The sequence below is a fragment of the Massilia sp. TSP1-1-2 genome, from assembly GCF_049896185.1.
Classification (GTDB): domain Bacteria; phylum Pseudomonadota; class Gammaproteobacteria; order Burkholderiales; family Burkholderiaceae_D; genus Telluria_A.
Genome location: NZ_JAFCTU010000045.1, coordinates 15,372 through 38,120, shown reverse-complemented (window position 1 = coordinate 38,120; position 22,749 = coordinate 15,372). Strand labels below are relative to the sequence as shown.

The following is a 22,749-nucleotide window of genomic DNA, read 5'->3' as shown; positions in this document are numbered from 1 at the left end:
ACGGCATGCTGGAGGTGCTGCAACGCGCCTTCGCCGGTAATCCTATCCAGCCCACTGCATAGGCGCTGAACAGTCACGCTGCGCGGCCTGCTCGGGCTAATTGCCGGGAAGACCTATCGACATCGAGAAAATCGTTCGAAGCCTATGAAGCCCGGCGTAAAACCACAGAAGTAGATGACTCAGAAAAACTGCTGAAATGTCTTAACTTGGGTGGATTGGTTCTGCCCCCCCCGCAAGTACCGCGCCCAACACAAGGCGTACCATACCGTCTGGCGCCGTTGGTGATATGCTGAGCCCATGACTACCGATACCGACATCCAGCTGAGCGGCCCCTTCAAGGCAAGTGACAGCAGCGGCCATGCCCACGACGTAAAAGCAATTCGCATTTTCGACGAGGGCTATGGAATTATTGACGTGTACGTGGACTTCGCCGCCCCGGTCGAAGGTGGGCTGTACAAGGACAAGGTCCTCGTCGGCAACATTATCGATCGCTTGCGCGCGCTCGGCTACGTCGGCCCCAATTTTTCGCACAGCGATCCGGGTCTGCAAGACCGCAAGCTGATCGTGCTCGAAGCCCCCGAAGAATTTTCCGCCCTCGCCAAACTCAAGGGCTGGAAAAATCTGGCCGAAGAATTCGACGAAGATTGAGAGCTTGTGTTGGATGACGCACAGTTTGCTAGAAGCGAGCTGGGCAATATAGGGACATGAGCAAGCTGATCTCCTCCGTTAGCAATGCCAAGGCCCTTGCCGGAGCAAGCGCCATCCTCATCGTCCCGCCAGTGCAGGTGGGCCGTCCGGACAGCCTGACGGCGCAGCGCATCCAGGTCGGGCTGGTGCTCAGCCAGATGCTCGGCGAGCAGGCTGCGGCCGCGTATCTGTCGCGGCAGGCGGTCGACGCCAAGGTGACTCGCCGCGTATTGAGCAGCGGCGGGCGGCGCCGGGCCAGCGATGACGCCAGCCATTTGTAATTTTTGGTGGCTTATGCGGCCTGCCGCACGGAATAGCTTGTGTTTTACGTGCAATATGTGCACATGAGCAATTTAATCCAACCAATTGATATCACTTCCGTGATTGTTGAAACCAAACAGCCTGCCTGTCACCTGGTTCCCGCTGCCGTGCCGGGATTGGTGGAAGAGGCGCGCGATGTGCCGCTGCCACTACGGACCATCGGCCGCCCCGACACGCTGACCTCGCAACGGGTAGAAGTGGGCATTGTGCTCAATGCCATGCTGGGCACGTCGGCAGCGACCGAATACCTGAGCAAGCATGCGATTGCAGACGCCGTGACGCAGCGGGTGCTTAGCCCCACCGGCCGGCGGCGTGGCAGCCATGACGCGAGCGGTATCCAGATGTAAACGCAGGCGTCTTTGCCCGGCCTGCACAACTGCATGTTGCGTCGCACTTGGCAACAGTCGGGATTGGCGGCGACACATTGCGCGGGCGATCCGGAGGCGCCAAGGGCCAGACTGTGCTGGGATGTCCCGCGATCATGGACAGGCCCGTTCGCTCAACGGCCGCTCGCAGCCCTCACAATAGCCTGGCGGGTCCGCCGTCGCTGCATGAAAAACCCATAGCGTGCACGGCGCGGCACGTGCCAGCGCCCGCAGCGCGATTAGCGAGCCGTCATCTATTGAACATAACGCGCGCACCAGGCGCCGATGATTTGCGCGACCCACTGCGCATCCTCTTTACGCGTGAGCAAATGGTCCGCATCGTCGAGCGACACGAACGTTTTCGGATGCTTGGCTGCAGTAAAAATATGCAGCGCATTGCTGATGTCGACCGTGCGGTCTTGCGGCGAATGCATCACCATTAGTGCGCGCTGCAGGTGCGCCGTTTTTTCATCCACATTCTGCTCTGCCGCGTCGAGCAAGAACTGGCGCTTGATCGTAAACGCGCGTCCCGCCAGTTGCACCGATGCTTCGCCATTGGCATTGATCGCATCAAGCTGCGCACCAAATAGTTTAGTCACGTGCGAAGGGTCGCTTGGCGCGCCGATCGTGACCACTGCTTTCAGTTCAGCGATCTCGGCGGCGGCCGCCAGCACGGCTGCTCCTCCCAGGCTGTGCCCGATGATCAGCCTGGGCGCCTGCATGGTCTCGCGCATGAAGTTGGCGGCAGCGACCAGGTCTTGCACATTGGATGAAAAATTGGTGTTGGCGAACTCCCCTTCGCTCGCGCCCAGGCCTGTGAAATCGAAGCGCAGCACGGCAATGCCCTGCTGCGCCAGGCCTTGCGCAATACGGCTGGCGGCGAACACATCCTTGGTGCAAGTGAAGCAGTGGGCAAACAACGCGTACGCCGTTACGGGGCCGTCGGGTGCGTCAAGCCGCGCGGACAAGTTCTGTCCGTCTGCGCTGGGGAAATCCTTGCGTTCGCTTTGCATGCGTGCCCTTGATTATCGAAGATTGAGTTGCATCAGGAACCGCAACAATGCGGACTCCTTCGGTTGCGGCGGCTGCGACGGCTTTGGCGGCATTGGCGGCATTGGCGGTTCTGGTGGTGTCGACGGTCCCGGCGCGTACAGTGCGGTGAGCGACTGCGCGTGCGTGCGCAGCGAGTAATCGTAAGGAAACAAGTCGTCGTGCGCGAGTGGCGACGTGATGAAATGGCGGTTGACCAGCAACTCGATGGCTTGGGCCCGGGTCCATTTATCCTGCCTACGTGGCAGGCTTTGGGCGTCAGACAAGTCCAGGCTGCCGTCCACATTAAAGTAAAGTAAGTTGTCGAACTGGTAGTCGCGCCGAAACGCCGTGCGCCAGCGCGAATTGCTGCCCCAGCCTCTCGACAGGTCGAGCGCCGGACGGTTCCTGCGGCAATAGGTCCAGTAGATGGTGCTCCGGTCGGCAATACCGGGTGCCAGCACATTTTTGCCGGCGGACACGCGCGTCCCGGCGCGCAAGAACACCATCGGTCCCAGCATCAGGCAAGGCCACTCGCAGGCCAGTACCGTTGGCGGCGCATCGGGATCGTCGCTGCTGGTCACGGCCACAATTTCGTGGTGAAAGGGCGTATAGCTTGCCGGGCACGAGCCGGTCATGCCAAGCGACTCGAAAAACTGCTGAAATTGGCGCAGCGATAACGGCGGGGACTTCCAGGCGTTTTTGGACACCGCGCGAGCCGGCAAGCCGTTGAGCAAAATATCGCCCACCACGCTCAAGCGATACAAGTCCCAGAGATCTTCGGTATCGGCTTGCGGGACCGGGCTGCCGGTGCGGGCAGCAAAGGCTTGTAGCCAGTCGCGCGCTTCGCTGTTGGCTTCTGCCCAGGGAGCAAGCACGTCGGCATAGGTTTGCGTGCCTTCGTAGCTCATGAGCAGGTCGTACAGGTCTAAAAAATAAAATGGCGAATGGTCCATGGCGAGCGGGATGATGGTTGTGTTTGGCATCATGACACAGCAGTGATCGCCGCTCACCCAAACATGCCATGCAAAAACCAGCGCGGTTCGGCCTCGCCGGCCGCGCCCACCATGCGCTCCCGATACACCCAGTAATGCGCATGGTCGAGTCCCTCGGCAATGAAGTAGTCGCGCGTTTGCGACTGGCTCCACCAGCCCGCTTCGATGCGCTCCGGGTTGGACGCCATGCGCAGTGGCGAGCCATAAAACGGACGATGGTTGCGCATCAAGAGCGCGATCGGCTTGGCCAGCAGCCAGGCCGGGCGCGGCAGGCTGAGCACATCGGGCGGCATCTGCGCCTGCATCTGCGCGTTGCGGATTTTCTTTTGCACCGGCACCCACATATTGGCCAGCTCGGGCCGATAGTCAGCCTGGGGTGCAGCCTGCAGCACGTTCTCGGGGCCCAGCCGCGCCACCAGCAGTTCGAGCATGCGCTGCTGGTCTTCGTCGCTGCCGCCCGGTTCGGGAAACAGCGAATCGCTGGGCGGCGCCATCGGCTGCACTTGCGGCGCTTCGAGCGTGAGGCCAATCACGTGCGCCACCAGCTCCACCTTGGACAGGCGCTCCTTGAGCAGGCGCACCAGGTGTTCGTCGCGCCAGGTCGGCTCGGCCAGCGCGATCTCGATGATGGTGGGCGCGCGCGCCACCTTGCCCCGTTCGTGCTCGAGCTGCAGCACGATGCGTTCGACCGCGAACTGGTGCGCGCACAACCAGCCCGTCATTTGCAGCAGCAGGCGGTGCGCGCCGAACAGCAGCGCCTCGGCGTTCTCGACCCGGTCGAACAGTTCGAGCTTGGCGCTGAAAGTGGTGGGCGCCTCGATCCAGTCGAACAGTTCGGGCGTCTCGCCGTAAGCGGCGTCGAGCAGGTCGAGCAAGGGCCGGCCGCAGCGGCGCTGCAAGCCCGGGCGCGGCAGGCGCCGCATGTCGCCCAGCGTAAAGCAGCCGATGCCATCGAACCAGGCGCCAAAGGCGCGTCCGGGCGGGGGCAAGGCGCTGGGCAGATGGTCCAGGCGCCTGGACAGCGAAGCCATGCCCAGCACCCGCCCGGCGCTGGCGCGCGCCAGCAACCAGGCGCCGCGCGCAGTGGGCGCGCAACCGAGCGCGCACGAAAAGCCGAGCGCGCGCAAATTGGCGCGGATGCGCCGGCACAGCGCGCGGATGCCGCCGAACAGGGACAGGCTGGCACCGATATCCATCAGCAGCGTGGATTCTTCGGCCTGGGCCACTAGCGGCGTGTACTGCAACAGCGCCATGGCAACGTCGTGCAGCGCTTGCGCCTCGCGCTCCAGCGTGCGCTCGTGCAGGCGGGCCTCGGGGTGAAGCATCAGCACGCCGCCGCGGCGCATGCCCGGCAGCACGCCAGCGGCGCGCGCGGCCGGGGACAGCGCCAGCACGCGCTCCTGCTCGAGCACCACGCTGCCGTTGTCAGATGACCAGTTCGGGCTGAACACTTCGAGCGGGAGCTGGGGCAGATGGAGAGCGATCCAGAGGCGCATGGCGCTGCAGTAAAGAAGGAGTGAGTGGCAGGAACAGCGGCGCGTCGCGCTGCGGTCCCCGGCGCTTGATGAAGCCGATGTCAAGCCCGCCGGCGGCCGGACGCAGCGACAGGCGCAGCGGCGCAGGCGACGAATCCTGGGCCGCGGCCAGCGGGCGCAGCATGAAGAACAGTGTTTCGGCGCTTTGCGCGGCCAGGTGCAGGCGGCGCAGCGTTTCGCCGCGCGCGTGGCTTTGCCAGAACAGCAGCGCGCCGCAACTGCCGCTGCGCAGCACCTGTTCGGCGGCCCACAGGGCGTCGGCGCTGCGGCTGCTGCGAATCCAGATCAGTTGCGACGGCGCCAGGCCCATGGCGGCCAGCGCCAGTGCCTGCGGCGCGTGCGGCGGCTGCAGCAGCACGATGCGGCGCTGCGCCACTTTTAGCAGGGCTGGACGCAGCAGGCGCAATTCGCCAATCCCGCATTGCTGGGGCAGCAGGTCGATCAGGGTGCCGGTGGGCCAGCCGCCGCCCGGCAACTGGGACGACAGCGTGGGATGGCCGGTGTCGATGCAACGTGCATGGCTGTGCGCCAGTTGCGACGCGCGCCAAAGGGAGGGATGCAAACTCTCCGGCGAGGGGATAGAATCAGGACGGCTCATGGTGGTCAATTTGGAAAGTACTGTATGGATGTACAGTACTATCTGAGCCGGGTTTTTGCAAGGTCAAACGTGTAACAGGTGAAATTTTAGCGAGGAGATGTCGGCCACCCGGTCTCTTGGTGAACGATGGTAGCGCCATTCATAACGTGGGAAAATATGATTACAAAAATATGATTACAAAAATATGATTACAAAAAGAACGATTGCGTATGTCGTCATCGGCTGGTGCCTGACCATATTTGTTTATGGCTTTGCCACCTTTCCCGACGCCCCCTGGAAGGCATGCGGTGATGGGCACTTTTGCGGAAAGATGAAGCAGGTCCATTCTTTCAGCGAATACCAGGCATTCACCCGGTGGGAAACCGCGCTGTTCATATCCTGGCCCTTTGGCATAGCCTGCGTGGTCTGGCTGCGGCGCGCGAAAAAAACCGACTAGCGGTTCAACGGGCGAGCTCACGGCCAAGCCACTTGCGCAGGCCCAGGCCAACAAACAGTGCGGCCAGCGCCAGCAATGCCGCCAGCTCCACGCGCACCTCCTGCAGCGACGCGCCCATCTGGTTGGTCGCGATCAACCCCTGGATCCCGGCCGTCGATGGAAGCAGCCAGCGCAAGGCTTGCAGCGCCTCGGGCAAGGCGCTGGACGGCCACGCCAGGCCCGACAGGAAGACGATCGGCATCGAGGTGGCGATCAGCAGTTGCACGCTGCGCTCGCGGGTGCGGAAAAACAGGCCAAGATACATGCCCAGCGCGGCCACGCAGTAGGCAAAAGCGAGCGTGAGCACCGCCGCGCCAAGCCAGTTCCCCCCGCGCGGATAACCCTGCCACCAGAACACGAAACCGAAAAAATACAGCGCATTGAGAATGACCACCAGCGCAAAGGCATTGAGCGCGCCGAAGTAGGATGCACTGCCCCCCTTGTACGGAAAGGTCCTGGCATCGGACCAGGTACCAAACAGCAGCCCGATCCCCAGCAGGAAGGTCTGCTGCATCACCAGCACCACCACGCCGGGCACGATGTACGACGCATAGCCCTCGGCCACGTTAAACATCGGCAGCGATTCAGTTGCCAAGGGCTGGCGTTGCGACTCCACCTGCGCGGCCGTCGGCGCGCCGGCACCCAGGCGCTTGATTTCTATGCCGGCCGACAGCGTGCCGACCACTTCGGCGAGCGCGTTCAAGGCCACCTTGTTGAGCATCGGGTAGGCGCCATGGCCGGCCACCTCCACTTCCGGCTGCTGGCCGGCGAGCACCTTGCCGCTGAAGTCGCGCGGGATGATCAGTGCGCCGGCCGCGTCTCCCTGCCATAGCAGCGCCTGCGCCGCTTGCGCCCCGGGGCTGACCGCCACCACGGTGATGCCCGGATGGGCGTCGGCATAGCGGATCAACTGGCGCGACAAGGCTGAATTGTCCTGGTCGACGACGGCAATCGGCACGCCCTGCACCGTCTCGGTATTGTAAGGAAGCGGATAAAAGAACGAATACACAATCCCTGAAATGAAGAACAGCAGCAAGGCCGCCTTGTCGCGCAACAGTGATGTCCAGGTGATGCAAAACGCCGACCAGCTCTCCTGCAGCGCGCTCATGTCTGCCCCCAGCTCTCGGGCTGCTGCACGCGCCTGGCAAGGCGCAAGTAACCAAGAGCGCCAAAGCCGAGCGTGAACAGCAGCAGCACGCCCAACTGGCCCATGCTGTAGCGCAGCGGTGCGCCGGCCAGCCAGGTATTGTTCAACAGGTGGGTGAAATGGGACAGCGGCAGCGCCTCTGCCCACAGGCGCGCGGCAAACGGCATCGACATGCTGGGAAAGCCCTGGCCGGTGAACGCAAACGCGGGCGCCGTCACAAAGGCGCACACCGACAAGGCGGTGCGCAGCGACGGTGCGAACGCCACGAAAAACAGGCCCATCGCCAGGTAGGCGGTGATCAGCAGCAGCGTGCCGGCGATAATGGCCACGGCGCTGCCCATCACCGGCCAGCCGCGCACGGCGCCAAACAGGATCGCCACCAGCATCGCCTGCAGCACAAAGGCGGCGAAGGCAATCGCCAGCTTGCCCAGGATGGCAGGAGCGAGCTTGCCGTCGGCGGCCGCCAGCCAAGCGGGCACCGACCCGGCGCGCAGTTCGCGTCCGACCGCCGTGACCGCGCCCAGCGTCACGAATATATGCAGCAGGCTAAATACCACCGGCAGCGCCAGCGCCATCTCGTAGCTGCCGCTGTCATTGAACAGGGTCGCGGTGCGGGTGCGAATCGGCTCGAACTGCGCCCTCGCCTGCTGCAGCGCCATGCCGCGCTTGGCGCGACCCTGCAGCTCGATCCCGGCCGACAGCGTGGCCACCACGGTGCGCACGTCGCGCGTCATGCTGCCGGTATAGGAGGGAAATTGCGCGTTATAAGCCCACTGCAGCTTGACGGCGCGCCCGAGCGACACATCGGCCTGCAGGCCGGCCGGAATCGATACCACGCCGTAGGCGCCGCGCTCGCGGATCAGGCGCATCGCCTCGCTCTCGCCGCTGGCGGCCAGCACCACCTTCAGCCCGGGCGACTGGTCCAGCATGCGCACCAGGCTGCGCGACATGGCCGAGTGGTCCAGGTCATAGACCACCAGCGGCAAGTCGCGCGCCACGCCGGCCGACAGGATCCACCAGGTCAGCAGGTAGAGCGCGAGCGGGATCGCGGTCAGCATCGCCAGGTCCCACGGATCGGCGCGCAGGCGCGTCCACTCGCGCGCAACGGATGCGCGAAACGGCCGTGCGGCGGCGTGCCTGGCCATGATTGCCTGGCTCAATGTTCGAACACGACCGTCATCCCCGGCCGCAAGCCGGGAACCGGCGCGGTGGGGCGCAGCCTGACTTCAAAGGTGCGCAGGTCGGTGCCGCCGGGACGCGCGGCGCGCCACGTGGCAAAGGCCGGCAGGGCCGACACGAAGGTCGACTTGAACTGCGCTTTTACATTTAACGCGGGCACAAAGCCCGTGTGCAGCGAGGCTTTCTCGAACGGCTTGAATTCGTCCTCGCGCACCGAGACCACGGCCCACACATCGTTCAAATCCACCAGCGTGACGACCGGAAAACCTTGCGGGGCCAGTTCGCCCGCCTGGATCGCCAGCTTGCTCACTTCGCCGGCGGCCGGCGCCTTGATATGGGTTTCGTTCAGCGCGGCGGTGGACTCGGCCACCACGCCGGCGGCCTGGCGCGTCTGCGCTTCGGTCGCCAGCTTGTCTTCGGGGCGGGCGCCGTGCATCGCCATCTCGTACTGGGCGCGCGCGGCCTGCGCCAGCTGCTCGGCGGCGCGCCACTGCGCCTCGGCCTCGTCGCGCTTTTGCTGGGCCAGCACGCCTTCGGCAAACATCGCCTGCGCGCGCTGGTAGGTCAGTTTCGCGATCCTGGCGCCGGTGCCCGCGCGCTCCCAGTTGAAACGGGCGGCCGTGACTTCTTCGGGCCGCGCGCCGGCCTGCGCCTTCTGGTTGGTGGCGCGCGCCACGTCCTGCACCGCGTTCGCCTGCGCCACCTTGGCCAGAACTTCGGGGCTGTCAAGTTCGAACAACAGCTCGCCCGCCTTGACCACCTGGCCCAGCTGCACATGAACCTTGCCGACCCGCCCCGGCACCTTGGACGAGACGTTCACCTCCTGCGCCTCGATCTGCCCCTGGACCGGATCAGGCGTGGTCTGGAAGGCCTTGTACAAGCCCCACGCCAGGAAGGCCAGAATAAGGACGCCGATCAGGGCGGGAAGGATGCGCTTGCGGGAGAAAGCCATGGGGTTCAATCTTTCGTGAGTTCGACGATGTTGCTCGCGGTCCGGGAATAGTCAAGCAGCTTGCCCGGCTGGCCGGTGGTGCCCAGCAGCCTGGCCAGCGCCAGCACGTAGTCGTAGGCGGCCTGGGCGCGTTCCAGGCGCGACTTGGTATAACCGAGCGAGGCGTCGGCCACGTCGATGGACGTGGCCTGTCCATTCTTGAAGGCTACCTGCGACAGGCGCAGGCTTTCCTGCGCCAGCGCGATCGCCGAGGCCATCGACAAATAGCGCAGACGCGCGTCTTCCATGGCACGCCACTGGCTTTCGGCCAGCGTGGGAATGTCGCGCGCGGCCTGGTCCGCCATCACTTCGACGCGCTGCTTTTCCAGCCTGGCCGCCGCGCCCATGCGGGCGCGGTCGATGCGCTCGACCAGCGGGACGCTGACCGACATGCCCACCAGCCAGTTGGCGCGGGCCACGCTGTCGCCGCGGTTCAGGTTGTAGTTGGCAAGCGCGATCACGGTCGGGCTAAATTCGCTGCCCTGCAATGCGACGGCCCCCGCAGCCTGGGCGCGCTTGCTGTCGATCTGCTTCCAGGCGACGTTCGAGCTCATTGCCGCTTCCACGAACGAGGCGAGCGAACCGACCGGCGCGCTGTGCACGAAGAGCGGCGTGACCGGATGCACGGTGACGCGCGCGCCGAGCAGGCGACTTAAAGCGAGCTGCGCGATCTCCAGGTCGCTGCGGGACTTGGCTGCTTCGCGCGCGGCGTTGTCCACCGCCACGTCGGCCTTCAGGCGGTCGATCTTGGCGATCAGGCCGGAGCGCTCCATTTTTACCGCCACCAGCTGGTGATCCTTGATCGCGTCAACGGCCGCGGCGCGCAGGCGCCACGCTTCGCGCGCCAGCTGCACCGTAAAGTAGCGCTGGGCCAGGATGGCAGCCGTGTCGTCCTCGGCCGCCTGCACGCTGGCGCCGGCTTCGGCCGCGCGGCCGGCTGCGATATCCTGCACCGCCTGCAGGCGCCCGCCGGTGTACAGCGGCCACACGGAGGTCAGTCCCAGCGAACGCAGGTCGACAATGCGATTGGCGCTGATCGCATTCGGTATGTCCGGCAGGTTCAGGCCGGGCAAAGGCGGCAGGCTGTCGAGCAGCGGATTGGCGCGCTGCGCGATGCTACTGGTGTCCACGCTCAGCGTAGCCGAAACGCGGCCCAGAAAACCGGACACGCGCAGGTCGGGGCCGGCAATCCCGCGCAAGGCGCTGGCCTGCAGTTTTTTGGCTTGCCAGTCGAGGTCGGCCCCGTTGACTGCGCCCGACACTTGCCGCAGCTGGTGCAGCGCTTGGGCGTAGTCGACTGCGCTGGCGCCCTGCGCGCTGGCGTCGCCCGCCCGGGCGCCAGCCGAAAGGAGCATTGTCGCCAACAAGGTGAGCGCGTGCCCGCGTAATTTGTTCATGGATGCTCCGATTTGACCACTCGCACGTGGCGCGCATGTTGCGATATTGAATAGTTCGGTCAGCAGCCAAGGTAAAGCTCCGGGCTTTGCTGCAATCGAAGGGGACGTTGTACGTCTCTGCGAAGCAATGTAGACAGCAGCGCGAGTGATTGCCGGCTGCTCTACTGAAAGGTGCGCTGGACCGCAGGCCCACCAGGCTTGATGCTATTAAATCAATATGTACTATACATTGCCTTGCACAAACGCAGCAAGCCAGTTCAGCCAATACCGATGAAAGCTACTAATGGCGAGAACCCGCGCAGCAATTGCTCAGCGGCTCGTGCGGCGCGGTTTTGCGTGGCGTAGCGTGTGGGCGAGCTTCCATGTGGTCGAATCGGGTAGCAGCAGCCAAATGACTTTCCACGCGTTGCGCCCTGCGCCGCCAAAGCCGTTGGCGAATCCGCTCGGCGATATCTGCCGCCCTTCGTACAGCAAATGGTCGCCATCGACGACGCAGTGATAATTCTTGCCTTGAGCAATGGTTCGCAGGACAGTCCCATTAGGCAGGAACACGTCTTTCCACTGAAAACCCGCTGTCTTTGGCATGCCAAAGCTTTCGGGCGCGTTGCGCGCCAGCCAGTCGCGGATTGCCTCCGCAGCGATTTCCCAGATTTCTTTTTGGTAACCGGTATCCGCTGAGGCCGCGCACAGCTTTGTGTATGTTTCAAGAGTAACTGTTAAGTCCATCTGGGGGTGAGGTGGTCTTCGATTCATGGGTACGCTCTCTTTCGCACTAATCCGATCCAATTCGCACTAAAACCAATCTTAACGCTCCTAATCCTGATCTAATTCAATCTAAAAATGATCTAGATCGCCCTAAAACAGATCTAATTCGCACTCAAAATTAGTTCAACATAAAAGTTAGACATACGATCCATGAATAGTTCCTTTTAGTTCGGGATTAGGCTGTTTTAGATCCGGTTTAGTACGAATTAGATGGGCTTTAGATCGTTTAAGGTGAACTTTAGTACGGATTAGGACATATTAGAGCGAATTAGAGAGGGAGGATATGGCAGACGCGATGCGCCCCCTAGAACCAAGCTCAGCAATTAAACAGTCGTCGCACAGGTGTAGTTGATACTCAGCTACCCGCTGGCGCCACAAGCGAGAGCATGTGGGCATCGATAAAGATGTCCCTCAGCTTCAACCGGTTGCGCGCGACGCCTTCCTCGACTGCCCCCGCCTTTCGCGCCGCACCCAGGCTGGGCGTATTGCCTACCCCGACCACGATTTCGACGCGGCCCAAGGGCAGTTGAAGGAAAGCGAAGTCAGACAGCGCGCCAATCGCCTCGGTCGCGGCGCCACGGCGCTGGTTCGATTGGCGAACCCAGTAACCCAGGTTGGAGTAGCCGTGGACCTGGTTGAACTGGTTCAGTCCGCACCCGCCGACAAACGCGCCCGACACGCCGTCAAAGATGCCGAACTCAAAGTTGCTGCGCTCGTCCCAGCCTTGCTGGCACCAGTCGATCCACGAAAGCGCTTCGGTCGTTGAATACTGCGCGTGAGCCCATGGCATCCACGGCCCGAGGGATGCGACCGACTCCCGCACGGCATCGACAAAGCTCGGCGCGTCAGCAGGCGCAAGTGGGCGAAATACGAAGTTGGCGGAACGTAGCATCACGGCAAAACTTTCATGTCAAATTTGCGATTGTGCCACGTAGCAAACCTCTCTCGCCCGTGCCTACGCAAACCGGCGTCGATGGCACGCCGGACCTGGAACTGCTGAGTGACGGATGCCGGCCCGAGCGTCGATTGGACGTGTTACCAAGTTGCAACCCGCGATGGCGTCGTAAAAGCGCACCAGGCCAATGCGCCAGTTGCCGTGAGGTAGCCGCTTTCAACGAATTCATTTATTTCGCACTGCTCAACGCGTAAGATAAGCGCTTTCAGCCCAGGTTAAGCCAAACCCGATAAACTCGACCATTCAAGCGCCAGCCATCGAAGTCATTTTTTAGGCAATTATGCAGTCCGTCCGGACGCTCACCATCATCGTGCTCGCCCTCGGTCCGATCGGGTGGCATGGGGCCGCCTTTGCTGCGGCGCCCGCCACCAACCAGATCGAAGAGCTCACTTCGCCCGAAGTGCGCGCGCGCATTGCCGCCGGTTCCACCACCATTCTCATTCCCATCGGCGGTACCGAGCAAAACGGGCCCTACATGACGCTCGGCAAGCACAATGCACGGGTCAAGTATTTTGCCACCGCCATCGCGCAGGGACTGGGCAATGCGCTGGTCGCGCCCGTCATTGCCTATGTGCCCGAAGGCGCGATCTCGCCGCCGACCGCCCACATGCATTTTGTCGGCACCATATCGATTCCCGACGCCGCCTTTGAGTCGATGCTGGACGCCACTGCGCGCAGTTTCAAGCAGCACGGCTTTCGCGATGTCGTCTTCCTGGGCGACCATGGCGGCTACCAGAAGAACCTGCAGCACGTGGCCGAGCGCCTGGCCAGGGAGTGGGCGCGCGATCCCGCATGCCGGGTCCACGCCTACAGCGGCTATTACCAGGCCAGCCAGGCGCCGATCGTCGCCGCGCTGAAAAGCCGCGGCTACAGCCTGGCTGAAATCGGCACCCATGCAGGTCTGGCCGACACCGCGCTCACGCTGGCCACCGTACCGGCAGCGGTACGCGCCGATGGCCTCGCCCACGCGCCCCAGCCCGGCGCCGCCGATGGCATGCAGGGCGACCCGCGCCGCGCCCGCGCCGCGCTTGGCCAGAGCGGCGCCGCTCAGATTATCCAGACTTCCGTGGCCGGCATTGCGCAGCTGACGCGCCGAGCCGCCCCCTCACCTAAAAATTAACTAAACCGTTTATGTCCTTCCCCCGAAAACTCGTCATCCCCGTCGTTGCCATCGGCCTTGCCGCGGCAGGCGCCATCGCCTACAAAATGACGCACTATGCCGGCGCGCCCGGCAAGCCGGTTGCGTCAAAGGTGGCAGCCGTCAGCGGCATGCCACCCGTACGCGATCCGTCCAACCTGTACAGCGAAACCGGCGCGCATGCGCTAAGCCACAGCGTGCGCGGTCAACTCGCGCGCATCTACGTGCCCAACCTGCGCAGCAACGACGTGTATGTGATCGACCCGGCGTTGATGAAAGTGGTCGACAAATTCAAGGTCGGCACCGCGCCCCAGCACGTGGTGCCATCGTGGGACTTGCAGACGCTGTGGGTGGCCAACAATTCGGAACGCCACGAAGACGGCAGCCTGACCCCGATCGATCCGGTTACCGGAAAGCCGGGACAGGCCGTGCCGGTCGACGACCCTTACAATATGTACTACACGCCGGACGGCAAATCGGCCATCGTGGTGGCCGAAGCGCGCAAGCGGCTGGACTTTCGCGATCCGGTGACGATGAAGATGCAGTATTCCATCCAGACCGAATGCGGCGGCATCAACCACGCCGACTTCACCATCGACGGCCGCTTCGTACTGTTTACCTGCGAATTTAACGGCAGCCTGGCCAAGATCGACCTGGTCAACAAAAAGGTGGTCGGCTACCTGAAACTGGCAATGCCGCGCACCCGCTTCAAGGAGTCGCGCAAGGCATTCGACCCGTCCAGCACCGAGATTTGCACGACCAAAAAAGGCATGCCGCAAGATATACGCGTGTCCCCTGACGGCAAACTGTTCTACATCGCCGACATGAGCGCCGACGGCGTGCACGTGGTCGACGGCGACAAGTTCGAGGAGATTGACTTCATCACCACCGGGCCGGGAACCCACGGTCTGTACCCGAGCCGCGACGGCAAGAGCCTGTACGTGAGCTTTCGCGGCACGCACCGCATCCACGGCGCGCGCAAGGGTCCGGGAGGCGTTTCGGTCATCGACTTCGCCACTCGCAAGATCACCGCGCAGTGGCCGGTACCGGGCGGCGGCAGTCCGGACATGGGCAACGTCAGCGTGGACGGCAAGTGGCTCTGGCTGTCGGGCCGGTATGACGACGTGGTGTACCGCATCGACACCGGTAACGGCGCCTACAACCAGATCAAGGTGGGCGGCGAGCCGCATGGCTTGACGGTGTGGCCGCAACCGGGGCGCTACTCGCTGGGGCACACGGGAAACATGCGTTAACGTTGCAGAAACGGCAAGGTCAGTGTATGTTGCCTTCCAGACCCACACTGCTGTCGCCGAATGCAACGTTTCCTTCTTTTACCAATCGCGATCCTGTGCCTGCTGTTTGGGTTGAAGATGGATGCGCGCAGCGTCAAGGTGGCACCGCCGCATCCCGCGCTGGCGCTCTTGCCGGCGCAGATGCTGTGGGCCTGGGAGCGTCCTGAAGATCTGCGCTGGCTGCCGGCAGACATCGGCGTGGCCTACGTCGCCTCGTCGATCCAGCTGCGGGGCGAGCAAGCCTTGATCCGCCGCCGCACCGCGCCGCTGCTGCTCACGCCCGGCACGGCCGTGGTGCCGGTGCTGCACGTTGACGTTTCGTGGCATTTCCCGCCCACAAAATCGCGGCAGCAGATCGACACCATCACGCAGGAACTGGTGCGCGTCGCCGGGGCCGGCAACCGCAACGTAGTGCAGCTTGATTTTGAAGCGGGCCGCTCGCAACGTGCCTTTTTGGCGAGCACAATTGCCGCCGTGCGCGCGCGGCTTGATCCGCGCATTGCGCTGTCGTCAACCGCCCTCGCCTCGTGGTGCCTGGATGACTACTGGCTGCAGGAAAGCGGGGCCGACGAAGTGATCCCCATGGTGTTTCGCATGGGGCGCGAGCAGCACGCGCTGCGCCGGCGCATCGCGCAGCAACACGGCTTTACACAAGCGCGCTGTCGCGCGGCGATCGGCTTTGCCAGTGACGAACCGATCCTGGCCGTGACGACCGGCCGGCACTATTATTTTTCACCCAGGCCGTGGACCGCAGCCAGTTGGCAGGCAGTGCGTGAGGCCAGGCGGTGATGTTGAGCGAAAGTTAAGCGGGGTTGCGCTTACTTGTAAAACGCTTCGACTTTGCCTTTGAGCTTGATCAGCATTGGCTGGCCGCGGCGATCGACCGCTTTGCCGGCTGGCACTTTGATCCAGCCTTCGCTGATGCAATACTCTTCAACGTTCTGACGCTCTTTGTCGTTGAACTTGATGCCAACTTCGCGTTCGAAGGCAGCAGCGTCATGAAATGGGCTACGGGGATCGATCGCCAGGCGATCGGGCAATGGGGGGAGTGTGGTGGTATCGTTCATGGGCGCTAATTATCCACTACAACGGCGATCCGTACAACGGGCGATCGCGCGTGGATCAGTCAAGAAGGCGCGGCGGCGCTACGTCGTCCCCGCGTTCGCGAGGACGATGTGGTAGATGTTCTGAATGTTGCCGATCTTGCCAATAACGCCGGCAAAAAAAATGCCGCCCTTTTACTGCGGACGGCATTTCATGTAAACCCGACCCTTACCAGCTCGTCGTCAGCGTGTACTTGCCGCTCGTCGCGCCCGTGCCGCCGGCGTAGTAGAACACGCGCGCATACAGAACCATCGCGGTCGTCCCCGTATTCGCCTTGCTCACCGTGTCAAGCGCGCCCGTACCGGCCGTGCTCGAACTGAGCTTTACGCCCGCGCTGCTGTAAAGCTCAAGGTCGTAATCGGACGTCGCATTCGGCTGCATCTTCGCCGTCAGCGTCTTGCCAGCCGGAAGCGTGACCTTGAAGTAATCCGAATCGGTGCTGGCAGCCATGTTGCCGCTAACGACAGTACCGGCCGTGGTCACCGTGTTCGCCGTCGCCGTCGTATTGTTGCTCTCGGTTTCAATCATGGCCGGGCCGACGACGACCGTGCCCAGGATTTTTTGCGCTTCAAACTTGGCCTGGAAGGTGTTGGCGTAGCTCAGGTCAGCCGGGAACAAGTTTTTGGCCGCGTTGACAATCGCCGTCGCCATGGCCGGCATCTTGATGTTGCTGCCCAAACCGAAGTGCGCTTCAAGAATGATCTTGTCGATATTGGCACGCGGCTTGCCGGCGGCAAGCAAGGCCTTCATGGACTCGAACAGTGGCGCCGACCACAGCTCGTCGGACTGGAACGTCACGCCGTTTTCCGTCACCGACTGGTGGGCGCCATAGGTCTTGGTGCTGTTGTACAGCGTTTCGGTGCGGTTGAGCAGACGGCCGCCCCAGCATGCGCCGTGACCGTCCCAGCTGAACGCCCACTCGGGATGGTAGCTCGCTCCGTTCGGCCGGCTGTACGAATACGAGGCCGCCCAGTAGTCGCCAAAGCCTTCGCCCATGGCGCCGGTGTCGCCGCCCGACCAGCCCGAATTGATGTTGGCCTGGATGCCATGGCCGTATTCGTGCAGGATCACGTCCGCGTCTTCGCCGTCGTTCACGCAGCCGTGGCCGAAGGCCAGGTAGTCCGACGCGCCGCCGCTGTAGTGCGAATTGTCGTCGCCGTTCACGCCGTCGCTGTCGACGTCGAGCGGACGGTTGATGATCGACTTGGTGCCCGTAAAGCCGAGCGACTGGATGTAGCGCTGGTTCTGGTCGATGTGGAAGTAAATATTGGTGTCGTCAAAAGCATTGTTGCCGCGCTTGGCCGTCCACACGCCGTTGGTGGTGGTGCTGGGCGCAGTGGCCGGCGCTTCGATGTTCTTGATGTTGACATACGGGCCGGTCAGCTTGTAGACGCCGCTCGTCACAGTCACGTCGAGCAGCGGCTTGGTCTCGTAGGCTGCATCGAAGGCGCTGGCGGCCGAGGTGTCGGTCAGCGCATCGGTACCGAGCTTGGTGCGCGGATCCGGATCGAACACCAGGCCCGAACCGTTGACGCCGGAAGCCACCGTCGCTGCGGCCATGGTCTGCGCCGGGGCGCTGGCCGGTGCCTGCTTGCCTTCGGCCTTGGCCAGCGCCGTGGCGCTGTGGCGCTCGAGCGTCTGGCCCGGCGCCGCGTTGCGTGCGGCGATACTGCGCTCGCCACCCTTGTTGGTGCGCGGCAGCGATGTCGAGTACGAATCGATCAGCGCGCCGTCATGCGCGTTCAGGTACTGCACAAAGCCGCCGGTCGGCATCTCGGCCTGGATCGTGACCTTGCGCGCCAGCTGCACGCCATCCTTGACCGCCACCCAGACCAGCTCGCCCTTGGGCACGCTGACCAGCTTGTGCTGCACTTTCATGTTGGCCCAGCCGCGGTCGAGCGCCTGGTCTTCGGTGATCTGCGCCTGGTTGTACAGCTGGTTGACGGCCTTGGCGTCGACGCTGGCCGAAACGTGTTTAGTTTCGTTGAAAATTTTCAGCAGCTGGCCGTTGTGGCCGATGGAAACGATGACTTCAGCATGCTCGACCGGCAGGCCGCGCAGCATTTGCTGGTAGGTGTAGTGCTTGCCGGTCAGCGATTCCTGGACCTTGACCAGCACCAGGTTCTCAAGCGACGCAGGCAGGCCGAAGCGGGCCGCGTTCAGGCGCAGCACATTTTGCGGCGAGTCGGCGCGGGTGTTGGTATAGACGCTGAGGTTGTCGACGACGTGCACTGCCGCCAGCGCAGGTGCGGCGTAGGCGAGAACGATCATGGAAGCGAGAATGGAACGCGAGAGAAGGCGCATGCTGGTAAATCTCCTGTCAAAAAACAATCGATATTTCCGGAAGGTCGAGACCGCTTAGGTTCGATTGGCGAGTATAAACACGATTTTTCTGCTACTTTGCAAACCAGACTGTTTTGGACAAAACAGACCTTGAACGACTCAATTTAGACATTCCAGGGGAGCATGGGATCGAATCGGATACGATTGTTTTTTCGTCTGCGACAACAGGAGAACAACGATGCGACCTATTTATGCGGGCTTGATGGCGTGCCTGGCCTGCCTGGCGCTGGCAGCGTGCGCCCAGGCGCGAGCGCCGGCCCCGGCGCCTGCAATGCAGGCATTGGCGGCGATTGAAGACGCGGAACCGGACGTGGCGCAGCAAGTGAGCACCTTCCTTGGGCGCGCCGGTCACGGCGTGCTTGCAACTGAGCAGATGACCGGGAATGCGCGCGCGGCGATGTCGGGCGCGCAGTTGCAGGCCACCAGTGCCATGCTGGCGCCGTGCGGGCCTGCGCCTGCGCTGGAACTGCTGCGCCGCACGACCAAGGGCGAAGACCGGCAGTATGTGTACCGGGTGCCGTGCAAAGGCCACGCGCTGCTGGTCGACATCGATTTCAACAAGGGCGCGAAGATCAACAAGCTGGTGGTGCGCCCCGAACAATAAGTGCAAGGATAGGGCATCCGGGTCCCCTGCCTTGTCCTCGCGCGCCTGAACGAGGACACTGCAGGGGCGGTCAAACCTAGTGTCCTGAGTTGTAAGTTCGTTGAATAAATATCCCGAGAATCGCCGCGATACTGCGTCAAAAATGCTCGCAAGGCCTCGGCCTTGCTCCGCTTTTGTTCCTTGTCTCTCGGCGATTTCGGAACATTTATAAGCAACGAACTTTCAACTCAGGACACTAGCCCGGCGCCTTCAGGCACAAGCCCACGAACGCCTCATTGCCATACCCCACATACCCGCTATTGACGATCGTCCTGTCGCTCGCCGACAGCCGGATCACATACCCGCACTTGGGCATGCCGGTCGTATCAAGCCGCCAGAGGCCCGATTCGCCCGAGGTGGGCACCGTTGGATAGGTGCGCGGCAACGGCACCGGCGCCGTAAACACCCCGCCGTTGGGCGGCAACACGGCGAAACTGAGCGCGCCGAAATGTTCGTCCGTCACCTGGTAAGTGCCCTCGATAATATCGCCGACGACAAAATCGGCGCAGCTGCCGCCACCGGTGGTGATCTTGAAACTGCCGGCCGGAATTTGCGGCGCGGCGTTATCGAGCCTGACGGTGACGGTGTTGCCCGTATAGAGCACGTCGGCCGCGTCGCGCACTTCAATGCGAATGGTCCAGGTGCCGATCTTGCCTGCCGTCTGCCAGCGCGCCAGCACGTTGCCGGCGACGAAAATTTCGGCATTGCCAAGCGCGCCGCTCAAGTCCTCCCGATAAGTGTAGTAATTGGCCGCATCCACCGCCTGCGTGATGCTTGGCAAAAAGCTCCACACGCCGTCGAGCAATTGGGTGCGCGCGATGGCAAAAGGATTGTTGAGCACCTGGTCGCCGCTGCCATCATTGACGATCACGCGGTAGCGCAGCGGCGTGGCGCCGGCGCTGATGTCGGCCGGGTTGGCCAGGTGCCCGGTGATGATGACTTCGCCGCCGAACGGGCTTTGCTTGGCCGTAAAGCCCGCCAGTTGCGCCGGCCCGTTGGCGTAGCCGGCGCCATTGATGTCCGTCACCGCCATGCTGCCCACGGTTTCGATCACGGGCGGGTGGCCGGAAATGACGCGGCCCGGACGGATGTGAATCAACGTCTGTTCGCGGTTGCCCCATACCGGCACGTAATTCGGATTGGTGGGCGGCGGCGCCACCTGCCACGACATGATGGCGCGAATGCGCACCACCACCGCGCCCCTCTGGCAAGGTCGGCGGTATTGGTCCAGCTTAACCGGCAGAAACACCGAATATTCCAGCCCCTCGCGCGGGAGGGGATTGAAGTCGTGCACCGTGACCGAGGTGGTGCCCAGATACGTCTCAAAGCTGCCGTTGCCGTCAAAGTCGCCCCAGAACGCCACATACTCGCGGCTGCCGGCGGTGCACGGGCCGCCCGAGTAGCCATTGGGCAGCTTGACGCGGATGACGCCCACCAGCGCGTCCTGGTTGGGGTTGAGCCCGATGCATTCGAGTTCTTCGTAGCGGGTGCTGCCGTCGACGGGATAGAGCACGTCGGCCAGCTCGCCCAGGTTGATGCCCAGCTGTTGCAGCACGCCCGTGAAGCCGGACGCCATCAGCTCGTCGGTCAGCGCCGGCTCGCTGATCAGTTGCTGCAGTTCGGCCAGCGCATAGCGGTGCGGTTCCACGTCCATGCCCTTGTACAGCGCCTGCAAGGCGGCAGCGTCCAGCTGCTTGGGTTCGGCCAGCGCCAGCGCCTGGGCCGGGTCGATCACTTGCGCCAGCGGCGCCGGCAGCTTGGCTTGCGCTTGCTTGAGCAGCTCGTCGATGAAAATCACGCGCAGCGGATCGATTGCAATATGGGTATTGTGCACGTCGCCCCATACAGGGGTGAAGTTTGGCGCATTCGGCGGTGGCGGCACATTCCACGACAAGATTGCGCGCACCAAATAAATATTGTGGATGAAGCACAGGCGCTTGGAGGGATTGACTTGCAGCGTGACCGCGTATTCGAGGCGGCGCGCGCCCACCGTCCCGGCCGGAATATCGTAGGCCGAAAAACTGGTCAAGCCCGCATCCTGCCAAGTTGCGCCGTTGTCGCCCGACAGGTAAAAGCGCACGTACTCCCGGGTGCCGGCCGAACAGACGCCGCCGCCATAACCGCTGGGCTGGTTGACGTAGACGACGGCGTCAAGCCGGTTGAACTGGGGCTGGAAACCCACGCAGCCAATTTCTTCGTACGTGGTGTTAAGCGCGATATTGACGACCGGCGGAAAGGGGCTGGCCGCCACGTTGCCAAAATAGTTGGGGTTGGACAGCACCAACGCCCGAAACTTGGCCCGCTCGACCGGTACGCGCTGCTTTTCGCTGGCGTCAGGCGCTTGCGGCGTGCCCGCTTGTTGCTCAATGATATCCATGTTCGCTGCTCCGTCTGATGAATGAAGGAGAACAGTGTGGAACAGCGTTTGATGAGGCCGCTTATCGCGGATCAAGCGGCAAGCGCCGCCGCTAGCCGATGCTGCGCCGGTGTTTGGAAAAGAAATCAAGCAGCATTTTGCTGGCGTCCGGCCCGGCGCCTGAATTGTAGGAGAGCCGTTCATCGCCGCCGCTCCATGCATGTTTGAGTTCGGCAATTTGCGCCACGCGCAATATCAGCCTGCGATCGCTGTAGACGTCATGCACGCGATACGGATGGGAACTTTTGGTGCCCACTTTGGATGACATGTCGACCGGGCTGCCGTACGGCAAGCGGTTCAGCAGCATCGCCTGGCGCGTCAATTGCGCCTGGTTGACGGGCCGCACCACGGTGTCTTCTTCACCCTGGAACAGGATGGTCGGCAAGGGCGGGAAACCGGGCCGCTTGAACAGCACTTCGGCAATCGCGCTGTCGACCCGGCTGCTGGCGCCGTGCTGCATGACACCGAGCGCGCCGACCGTGCTGTGCCCGGCGCCAAACAGCGGGCCCGAATGCATGCCCAGCGCGGCGAACAGGTCCGGATGGTTGAGCGCGACAATATTGGCCATGCCTGCGCCGGCCGAAATGCCGCAGATATAGATGCGTGCGCGGTCGATCGGGTAGGTACCGGCCACTTTGTTGACGATGCCCACGATCAGGCTGACATCGCCGCCGCCGTGCTGGGTGGCGCGGTCATACCATTTCCAGCAGCGATGGGGGTGCGCGCTGACCGACTGCTGCGGGTAGAGCACCGCATAGCCTTGTTTCTCGGCCCAGTGGTTCATCCGCGTGCCTTGCGCGAACAGGGTCGCGCTCTGGTCGCAGCCATGCAGCATGACAACGAGCGGCAGTCCGGTGCGCGCCGGCGGGGTGTCGGGAATGTACAGCCAGTAACTCATGCGGCGCATGGCGCCGGCCCCGTGGTCGGCCTGGCCCGTATAGTGCGATGCGAGCCATTTGCCGCTGGCCGGCGCGACTGGATCAAGCGCCGTTCGGGTGGGGCGCGCAGGCGCGGCTTTGGGACGGGCGGGAGCGGTTTTTTTGGCAGGCGCGCTCTTGGGTTTTGGTGTGGGTTTAGGTTTGGGTATGGCCTTGGCCTTGGCCTTTGGCGCAGGCTTGGGAACGGCAAGCAATGCGCTCAGCGCCCGGCTGACCGTGCGCTGCTGCTGTTTCCCGGCGCGCAGCAGGCCGCGCAGCCAGGGATTGGCAGATTTTTTTACCATCGCAGCCTGGAAACGGCAAGACGCCCGAATAGCGAAGCAACAAAGGAACGGGTGCGAATGGGCTTGCCCAGCGGGCCGGCGTTGTTGCAGCGGGAAGTTACGAACATCATGATGAATGTCTCCGGGTTTTTTTATAAGAATATCCCGAAGGC

The 22,749-nt window shown here is 63.0% G+C and carries 21 protein-coding genes; 7 read left to right on the top strand and 14 right to left on the bottom strand.

Annotation, left to right across the window (positions count from 1 at the left end; all coding sequences use genetic code 11):
* The first annotated feature begins 297 nt into the window (after positions 1-297).
* From ACP7BV_RS24775 to ACP7BV_RS24765, 3 genes are read left to right on the top strand one after another with little or no spacing between them, the layout of a single operon-like run.
* A complete protein-coding gene (locus ACP7BV_RS24775; protein WP_426107549.1) occupies positions 298-648 on the top strand; it encodes a hypothetical protein in 351 nt (116 codons plus the stop codon).
* 56 nt (positions 649-704) lie between these two features.
* Positions 705-968, top strand: coding sequence for a hypothetical protein (locus ACP7BV_RS24770; RefSeq protein ID WP_426107548.1), 264 nt, complete (start codon positions 705-707; stop codon positions 966-968).
* Between the two features lie 39 nt (positions 969-1,007).
* Complete coding sequence (locus tag ACP7BV_RS24765; protein ID WP_426107547.1) at positions 1,008-1,355, top strand: hypothetical protein; 348 nt, start codon at positions 1,008-1,010, stop codon at positions 1,353-1,355.
* A gap of 272 nt (positions 1,356-1,627) precedes the next feature.
* Here ACP7BV_RS24765 and ACP7BV_RS24760 read toward each other — a convergent pair whose 3' ends face one another.
* The 10 genes from ACP7BV_RS24760 to ACP7BV_RS24715 all read right to left on the bottom strand — a co-directional run bounded on the left by ACP7BV_RS24760 (position 1,628) and on the right by ACP7BV_RS24715 (position 12,376).
* Entirely contained in the window at positions 1,628-2,386 is a 759-nt protein-coding gene (locus ACP7BV_RS24760) for an alpha/beta hydrolase family protein (protein ID WP_426107546.1), read from the bottom strand.
* A 12-nt stretch (positions 2,387-2,398) separates the two neighbouring features.
* Positions 2,399-3,391 carry a hypothetical protein gene (locus tag ACP7BV_RS24755; protein ID WP_426107545.1) on the bottom strand — a complete coding sequence of 331 codons (993 nt, stop codon included), beginning with the start codon at positions 3,389-3,391 and terminating at the stop codon, positions 2,399-2,401.
* A 20-nt stretch (positions 3,392-3,411) separates the two neighbouring features.
* Positions 3,412-4,893 carry a Y-family DNA polymerase gene (locus tag ACP7BV_RS24750; protein WP_426107544.1) on the bottom strand — a complete coding sequence of 494 codons (1,482 nt, stop codon included), beginning with the start codon at positions 4,891-4,893 and terminating at the stop codon, positions 3,412-3,414.
* Complete coding sequence (gene imuA / locus ACP7BV_RS24745; RefSeq protein ID WP_426107543.1) at positions 4,823-5,530, bottom strand: translesion DNA synthesis-associated protein ImuA; 708 nt, start codon at positions 5,528-5,530, stop codon at positions 4,823-4,825. Before imuA ends, ACP7BV_RS24750 begins: the two co-directional genes overlap by 71 nt.
* A 440-nt stretch (positions 5,531-5,970) precedes the next feature.
* Complete coding sequence (locus tag ACP7BV_RS24740; protein ID WP_426107542.1) at positions 5,971-7,113, bottom strand: ABC transporter permease; 1,143 nt, start codon at positions 7,111-7,113, stop codon at positions 5,971-5,973.
* Positions 7,110-8,297 (bottom strand): ABC transporter permease, encoded by a 1,188-nt coding sequence (locus ACP7BV_RS24735; RefSeq protein ID WP_426107541.1) that lies wholly within the window; start codon positions 8,295-8,297, stop codon positions 7,110-7,112. The genes ACP7BV_RS24740 and ACP7BV_RS24735 overlap by 4 nt, the downstream gene beginning before the upstream one ends.
* An 11-nt stretch (positions 8,298-8,308) precedes the next feature.
* Positions 8,309-9,283: an HlyD family secretion protein gene (locus ACP7BV_RS24730; RefSeq protein ID WP_426107540.1), complete on the bottom strand. Its 975-nt coding sequence runs from the start codon at positions 9,281-9,283 to the stop codon at positions 8,309-8,311.
* Between the two features lie 5 nt (positions 9,284-9,288).
* The gene (locus ACP7BV_RS24725; protein ID WP_426107539.1) at positions 9,289-10,719 is read right to left on the bottom strand and encodes a TolC family protein; all 1,431 of its coding nucleotides are present in this window, start codon (positions 10,717-10,719) and stop codon (positions 9,289-9,291) included.
* Between the two features lie 309 nt (positions 10,720-11,028).
* A complete protein-coding gene (locus ACP7BV_RS24720) occupies positions 11,029-11,472 on the bottom strand; it encodes a hypothetical protein (RefSeq protein ID WP_426107538.1) in 444 nt (147 codons plus the stop codon).
* A gap of 367 nt (positions 11,473-11,839) precedes the next feature.
* Positions 11,840-12,376, bottom strand: a complete 537-nt coding sequence (locus tag ACP7BV_RS24715; RefSeq protein WP_426107550.1) for a GNAT family N-acetyltransferase — start codon at positions 12,374-12,376, stop codon at positions 11,840-11,842.
* 343 nt (positions 12,377-12,719) lie between these two features.
* Between ACP7BV_RS24715 and ACP7BV_RS24710 the strand changes: the two genes are divergently transcribed.
* The 3 genes from ACP7BV_RS24710 to ACP7BV_RS24700 are packed head-to-tail and all read left to right on the top strand — an operon-like array spanning position 12,720 to position 15,658.
* Positions 12,720-13,559 carry a creatininase family protein gene (locus ACP7BV_RS24710; protein ID WP_426107537.1) on the top strand — a complete coding sequence of 280 codons (840 nt, stop codon included), beginning with the start codon at positions 12,720-12,722 and terminating at the stop codon, positions 13,557-13,559.
* Positions 13,560-13,570: 11 nt separating this feature from the next.
* On the top strand, positions 13,571-14,830 hold the full coding sequence (locus ACP7BV_RS24705; RefSeq protein ID WP_426107536.1) for a hypothetical protein: 1,260 nt from the start codon (positions 13,571-13,573) through the stop codon (positions 14,828-14,830).
* A 60-nt stretch (positions 14,831-14,890) separates the two neighbouring features.
* On the top strand, positions 14,891-15,658 hold the full coding sequence (locus ACP7BV_RS24700) for a hypothetical protein (protein ID WP_426107535.1): 768 nt from the start codon (positions 14,891-14,893) through the stop codon (positions 15,656-15,658).
* A 29-nt stretch (positions 15,659-15,687) separates the two neighbouring features.
* Here the strand turns inward: ACP7BV_RS24700 and ACP7BV_RS24695 are convergent, their stop codons facing one another.
* Together ACP7BV_RS24695 and ACP7BV_RS24690 are read right to left on the bottom strand one after the other, a co-directional pair.
* A complete protein-coding gene (locus ACP7BV_RS24695) occupies positions 15,688-15,936 on the bottom strand; it encodes a DUF3297 family protein (protein ID WP_426107534.1) in 249 nt (82 codons plus the stop codon).
* 205 nt (positions 15,937-16,141) lie between these two features.
* Positions 16,142-18,277, bottom strand: a complete 2,136-nt coding sequence (locus ACP7BV_RS24690) for a M36 family metallopeptidase (protein WP_426107533.1) — start codon at positions 18,275-18,277, stop codon at positions 16,142-16,144.
* Positions 18,278-18,494: 217 nt separating this feature from the next.
* Here ACP7BV_RS24690 and ACP7BV_RS24685 point away from each other — a divergent pair, with 217 nt between their 5' ends.
* Positions 18,495-18,920 carry a hypothetical protein gene (locus tag ACP7BV_RS24685; RefSeq protein WP_426107532.1) on the top strand — a complete coding sequence of 142 codons (426 nt, stop codon included), beginning with the start codon at positions 18,495-18,497 and terminating at the stop codon, positions 18,918-18,920.
* 235 nt (positions 18,921-19,155) lie between these two features.
* Here ACP7BV_RS24685 and ACP7BV_RS24680 read toward each other — a convergent pair whose 3' ends face one another.
* Together ACP7BV_RS24680 and ACP7BV_RS24675 are read right to left on the bottom strand one after the other, a co-directional pair.
* Positions 19,156-21,336, bottom strand: coding sequence for a hypothetical protein (locus tag ACP7BV_RS24680; RefSeq protein ID WP_426107531.1), 2,181 nt, complete (start codon positions 21,334-21,336; stop codon positions 19,156-19,158).
* Positions 21,337-21,427: 91 nt separating this feature from the next.
* Complete coding sequence (locus ACP7BV_RS24675; protein ID WP_426107530.1) at positions 21,428-22,597, bottom strand: extracellular catalytic domain type 1 short-chain-length polyhydroxyalkanoate depolymerase; 1,170 nt, start codon at positions 22,595-22,597, stop codon at positions 21,428-21,430.
* Positions 22,598-22,749: the final 152 nt, after the last annotated feature.

Coding starts and splice junctions, on each gene's coding strand:
- ACP7BV_RS24695 (WP_426107534.1), bottom strand. CDS start 15,936: ATGAACGATACCACCACACTCCCCCCATTGCCCGATCGCCTGGCGATC.
- ACP7BV_RS24735 (WP_426107541.1), bottom strand. CDS start 8,297: ATGGCCAGGCACGCCGCCGCACGGCCGTTTCGCGCATCCGTTGCGCGC.
- ACP7BV_RS24750 (WP_426107544.1), bottom strand. CDS start 4,893: ATGCGCCTCTGGATCGCTCTCCATCTGCCCCAGCTCCCGCTCGAAGTG.
- ACP7BV_RS24710 (WP_426107537.1), top strand. CDS start 12,720: ATGCAGTCCGTCCGGACGCTCACCATCATCGTGCTCGCCCTCGGTCCG.
- ACP7BV_RS24690 (WP_426107533.1), bottom strand. CDS start 18,277: ATGCGCCTTCTCTCGCGTTCCATTCTCGCTTCCATGATCGTTCTCGCC.
- ACP7BV_RS24775 (WP_426107549.1), top strand. CDS start 298: ATGACTACCGATACCGACATCCAGCTGAGCGGCCCCTTCAAGGCAAGT.
- ACP7BV_RS24725 (WP_426107539.1), bottom strand. CDS start 10,719: ATGAACAAATTACGCGGGCACGCGCTCACCTTGTTGGCGACAATGCTC.
- ACP7BV_RS24685 (WP_426107532.1), top strand. CDS start 18,495: ATGCGACCTATTTATGCGGGCTTGATGGCGTGCCTGGCCTGCCTGGCG.
- ACP7BV_RS24730 (WP_426107540.1), bottom strand. CDS start 9,283: ATGGCTTTCTCCCGCAAGCGCATCCTTCCCGCCCTGATCGGCGTCCTT.
- ACP7BV_RS24705 (WP_426107536.1), top strand. CDS start 13,571: ATGTCCTTCCCCCGAAAACTCGTCATCCCCGTCGTTGCCATCGGCCTT.
- ACP7BV_RS24675 (WP_426107530.1), bottom strand. CDS start 22,597: ATGGTAAAAAAATCTGCCAATCCCTGGCTGCGCGGCCTGCTGCGCGCC.
- ACP7BV_RS24770 (WP_426107548.1), top strand. CDS start 705: ATGAGCAAGCTGATCTCCTCCGTTAGCAATGCCAAGGCCCTTGCCGGA.
- ACP7BV_RS24700 (WP_426107535.1), top strand. CDS start 14,891: ATGCAACGTTTCCTTCTTTTACCAATCGCGATCCTGTGCCTGCTGTTT.
- ACP7BV_RS24740 (WP_426107542.1), bottom strand. CDS start 7,113: ATGAGCGCGCTGCAGGAGAGCTGGTCGGCGTTTTGCATCACCTGGACA.
- ACP7BV_RS24680 (WP_426107531.1), bottom strand. CDS start 21,336: ATGGATATCATTGAGCAACAAGCGGGCACGCCGCAAGCGCCTGACGCC.
- imuA (WP_426107543.1), bottom strand. CDS start 5,530: ATGAGCCGTCCTGATTCTATCCCCTCGCCGGAGAGTTTGCATCCCTCC.
- ACP7BV_RS24755 (WP_426107545.1), bottom strand. CDS start 3,391: ATGATGCCAAACACAACCATCATCCCGCTCGCCATGGACCATTCGCCA.
- ACP7BV_RS24715 (WP_426107550.1), bottom strand. CDS start 12,376: ATGCTACGTTCCGCCAACTTCGTATTTCGCCCACTTGCGCCTGCTGAC.
- ACP7BV_RS24760 (WP_426107546.1), bottom strand. CDS start 2,386: ATGCAAAGCGAACGCAAGGATTTCCCCAGCGCAGACGGACAGAACTTG.
- ACP7BV_RS24720 (WP_426107538.1), bottom strand. CDS start 11,472: ATGAATCGAAGACCACCTCACCCCCAGATGGACTTAACAGTTACTCTT.